The sequence below is a fragment of the Tannerella forsythia genome, assembly GCF_003860135.1.
Taxonomy (GTDB): Bacteria; Bacteroidota; Bacteroidia; order Bacteroidales; family Tannerellaceae; genus Tannerella; species Tannerella forsythia_A.
Map to the genome: position 1 here is coordinate 1 of NZ_RQYN01000091.1, position 5,009 is coordinate 5,009.

2 protein-coding genes are annotated in these 5,009 nt (G+C 44.6%); both read left to right on the top strand.

Annotated features, from left to right (window positions below; all coding sequences use genetic code 11):
* The coding region (locus EII41_RS13205; RefSeq protein WP_411292608.1) for a SusC/RagA family TonB-linked outer membrane protein at window positions 1-3,034 on the top strand (3,034 nt) is incomplete at its 5' end.
* Window positions 3,035-3,069: 35 nt separating this feature from the next.
* On the top strand, window positions 3,070-4,794 hold the full coding sequence (locus tag EII41_RS13210; RefSeq protein ID WP_124790961.1) for a RagB/SusD family nutrient uptake outer membrane protein: 1,725 nt from the start codon (window positions 3,070-3,072) through the stop codon (window positions 4,792-4,794).
* Window positions 4,795-5,009: the final 215 nt, after the last annotated feature.

Genomic DNA, 5,009 nt, shown 5'->3' on the forward strand with positions numbered 1-5,009 from the left:
AACGATTTTGACCGATGCCCTGAAAAAACAGGGCGCGGCTTTCACCGTAAACAACCAACGAATTATGGTGTACAAAGCTCATACAGCCAAATCTATGCCGATTAACCAGACGGCTCAGCAGGCTGGTAAAGTTACTGGTACCGTAGTTGACGCAATGACTGGCGAGCCTGTAATTGGTGCCAATGTCACGGTGAAGGGAACGACGGTAGGTACGATTACCGATGTAGACGGGAACTTCTCGCTTGAAGCAAAGGAAGGAAGCATGTTGGTAATCTCGTATATCGGCTACTTGACAATTGAGCAGCTTTCCACGCGCACGCCCATGCAGATAATCCTGAAGGAAGATACGCAAGCGCTTGAAGAAATCGTAGTAGTGGGCTACGGTGTGCAGAAGAAAGAAAGCCTTACGGGTGCTTTACAAACGCTCCGCAATGAGAAACTGACGAATATCACGACGCCTTCGGTACAGAACATGCTGAATGGTAAAGTCCCGGGGGTGTTTGTAGCACCGGGTGACGGTCGTCCCGGATCGGCCGGACGTGTTGTCATTCGTGGCAAAGCATCGATCAACGGAGAGACACAGCCTCTTTGGGTGATTGATGGGGTGATCGTCGGCACAGGCCCGGGTACCGCCCTTAATCCCAGCGATATCGAAACGATGACCGTATTGAAAGATGCCGCTTCCACTGCTCTCTTCGGCTCGCAAGGTGCCAATGGAGTGATTGTCGTTACGACGAAAAAGGGATCGGCTGACAAGCTGACTATCGATGTGTCGGCCAAGCTCGGTTTGAGTAAATTAGACAACGGTAAGTTGGAAGTAATGAATGGCGCGGAACTATACGACTATTATAAGTCGTTTTCCAACCAGGAGATGATCTCATTTCCCCGCTGGAACGAAGACTTGCGCAAGAGTGATTACAATTGGTGGGATATCGCGACACAGACCGGAATAGTACAGGAATATAATGCTTCTGTATCGGGAGGAACCGAAAAATTGCGCTCTTACTGCTCATTCGGGTATTATGACGAGGAAGGCGCGGTAGTCGGATACGATTATAAAAAATATTCTTTCCGTTTACGTACAGAATTGAAACCTGTGAAATGGCTTACTGTTAAGCCTCTGATTTCAGGGTCGAAGAGGGATATCGAGAATCGGGAGCGTTCGATTTCAGCCATGTACTCTTATTTGCCTTGGGATAGTCCTTACTTGGAAGACGGAAAACCGACACCTCCCCGATCGAAGACTTGGGTAAACAGCACGGCAACAAACTATCTGTATGATCTTCAATGGGACAAAGGAACGTCAGTGACCTATACGTTTATGGGAAATCTGGATTTTGATATTCGTATCACGGATTGGTTGACCTTTGCTTCGGTCAATAATTATTCCTATACTCAATATGAGGATACCTATCTGACTGACCCCCGCTCATATGCCGGCTCGGGGGTAAAAGGGCGTTTGACCGAAGAAACACAAAAGACGGAACGTAGATATACCAATCAGATTTTACGTTTTAACCGGAGCTTTGACAGACATGCTATCAACGGGTTGGTAGCGTATGAATACAACGACTATCGTTTTAAAACAATTGAGGCGGATGGTACCGGATTCGTACCCGGACTGGAGGTGCTTAATGTCACAGCTAAACCGGAGAAAGCGGCCGGATATATTTTGGAAAAAGCCAAACAATCTTTCCTGTTTAACATGCACTATGCGTATGACAACAAATATCTCGCTCAAGTATCGTTCCGTCGCGATGGAGCCTCTAACTTCGGAGACAATCAGAAATACGGAAACTTTTTCTCCATCAGCGGAGGCTGGAATATCGAGCGCGAAGCTTTCATGGACTACAGTTGGTTGAATCAACTTAAGTTACGTGCTTCGTACGGAACGACAGGAAACGATCCGACATCGCTCTATCCACAATATGATTTATATGCCGCTAATTCTACTTATAATGAAACGCCGGGAGCCTTGATCTATCAAATCGGGAACAAAAATCTGACGTGGGAGAAAACGTATACGCTCGATATCGGCCTTGATCTGGCTGTGTTCGACCGGTTGCGTATGTCATTGGATCTTTATCACAAGTATACGGATAATGTCTTATTTAGCCGACCCGTTTCCGGATTGACCGGAGTTACCAGTATATGGCAGAATATCGGTGAGATGAGAAATAAAGGCTTAGACCTTTCGATTGGTGCCGATATAATCAAGACAAAAGATTGGCAGTGGAGTGCTGATTTTAATATAGGAATTAACCGTAATAAAATTGAAAAACTTTATGGATCGCCTAATCCAACGACTGGAGAACCTCCTGTTCTTATCAACACCTCTTTGGGAGGAATAGCCGGTAGCATCAACGGAATACTTAAACCTGGCTATGATGTGGATACATATTACGGTCGTGAATGGGCTGGTGTGAATCCGGAAAATGGGAAACCTCAGTGGTATACGACCGACAAGAAAACAGACGAACGTATTATTACCGAATCTTATGCAAAGGCAGACGAAGTGATCTTAGGACGTTTCTCGCCCGACTTCTTCGGTGGATTTTCCACACAGATGAGGTGGAAGAATTTTGATTTCGATGCTGTGTTTGGTTATTCAGTCGGCGGTAAAATCTACCATTATTCGCGTTCGGAATATGATTCGGACGGAGCTTACACGGACAGGAATCAAATAAAACTTTACAAAGGCTGGAGCCGTTGGCAAAAAGCAGGAGATGTGGCGACTCATCCATTGCCAGCTTACAATAATCCTTCCAATTCGAATAAAGTATCATCACGCTTTATTGAGAAAGGAGACTATTTGAAACTGCGTAGCCTCACCCTTGGGTATACATTGAACCTGCCTCGACGGCAGATCTCGGCATTGCGTTTGTTCATTTCAGCCGAGAATGTTTTTACACTCACCGGTTATTCGGGGGTTGATCCGGAGACTCCGGTCAATGATGATGGGATCAAAAATATTACCATCAATCCATATCCGAATATACGTAAATTCATATTCGGTGTGAATTTTACCTTATGAACAGGAATATCAAGATCAATAAAAACTTAATCACAATGAAAAAGATAATATCAATGCTAATCATGGCAATCTTCTGGACATTTACCGGATGCGATATCGAGCGATTCCCGCATACTGATTTGTCCGCAGATGAGGTAAAAAAAGATCCGGAAGCCTCGCTTGATGCATTACTCAACGGAGCCTATGCACAGTTGAAAAAATGGTCGGATGTGATGCACCGCTGTGGAGAATATGCAGGAGACAACATTATGATACGCGGAACATCTACCGACGCATTTTACGAATTCATTTCTTATTCGCGCACACCCAATAACTACCGACTACAGTCGTTTTGGGATAATAGTTATAAGGCTATAGCACAGACCTCCAACATTCTTAAGCTTGTTGAGGAGGGAATCAACAAAGATATTGATAACAAACTCGGAGAATGTTACTTCATCCGTGGTTTTCTCTATTTCTATCTTTGCCGTGCATACGGTAGACCGTACTATCAGAATCCGGAAACGAATCTGGGAGTACCTGTCGTAAACGGTACGCCGGAAGATATATTAGGCCCTCTTCCGGATCGTTCCAGTGTGCAAAAGACGTATGAACAGGCAATTTCGGATTTGAACAAAGCGGCTACACTGATGACGAAAAATAACGGTGCTGTCTATGGATCGAGAGAAGCGGCATGGGCTTTGCTCTCCCGTATTTATCTTTACATGAGTGGTACATTTGACCATCCTAATGCCGAATATGCAAAACTTGCCATTGAGTATGCCGATAAGGTGATTCAATCGGGCGTGTATAAAATGCTGGATCGTGCTGATTTTATGAAGTATAACACTTTTATACCCGAACAGAATAAAGAGACTATTTTTGCCATTAAGCGTGTCGCTTCTGAATTTTCGGGCTGGGATCACTATTACGGGATAGGAGGAATGTATGCCAATATTGGCGGTATGGGATGGGGCGAAATGTATGCCAGTGCGAAATATATCGCATTGCTCGACGAAACCGGGCGTAACGACTGGGCAAACGGAAAAATCGTTGATGCACGTGCCGCCTTTATCGAACCGCAGTATGTAAAGGACGGAAAAAAGGTGTTCCGCTTTATCAAAAAGGTATATAACACTCAGGGAGTACATACGAACTACAATTATGTGCAGGCTGAAATAAAAAACAGTGCCGATAATTCAACACTTACCTGTGTCGAAAATGCCGAAAATTATACACTTACACCTGTTGATCGAGAGCAGGGGATTTGGTCGATTCAATACAAAGACGGGAATACATATACCGGGGTGATTGATCCGGAAATGAAAGTCAATCGCGTATATCCTATGTTTTATATTGTTAAATGTTCGCGCGAAGGGGAAGACTCTCACTTGCATTCTCCGGTTATTACCCGTTTGGCTGAAATGTATCTGAACAAAGCTGAAGCAGCGGCTAAGCTCGGCGATTACGCAACGGCGTTAGCTGCGCTCAACATTGTACGTGAGCGTTCATTGCCCGGGAAAGGTTACGATGTACTGACTGCCGAAAATGCCGAAGCACGTATAGAGAAAGAACGTACGCTCGAATTGGCCTTTCAAGCCGAGCGTAGCTACGATGTTTACCGAAACGGTCATTCGTTGACACGTCATTATCCGGGACCGCACAATGCGCTGGAAGAAATCCAACCGAAAGATTATCGGACGGTTTATTTCATTCCCCAAAATGCCATCAATGCCTATCCGGAAGGAAGCAAGCTAACACAGAACCCGACCTCTAATTAGTTGAAAGTATAAATAAGAGCCATATCAATAGTTGGTTATTGATACGGTTTCTTCAAGGCGTGCCGGAAGAATTAAGATAGAAGGCACGCCTCCTTCTCTGTTTTTTTTACAATGTATACATATTAATATTTACAAAACAAAAAACTAGTATCTATGAATCAAAGCAAACTAAGAAAACTGAGCAGGCAGATAGCCGCCGGTTTGTTGCTGGCACT

Excerpts from the sequence above, each read along its gene's own strand:
- EII41_RS13210 (WP_124790961.1), top strand. The coding sequence starts at position 3,070 with ATGAAAAAGATAATATCAATGCTAATCATGGCAATCTTCTGGACATTT.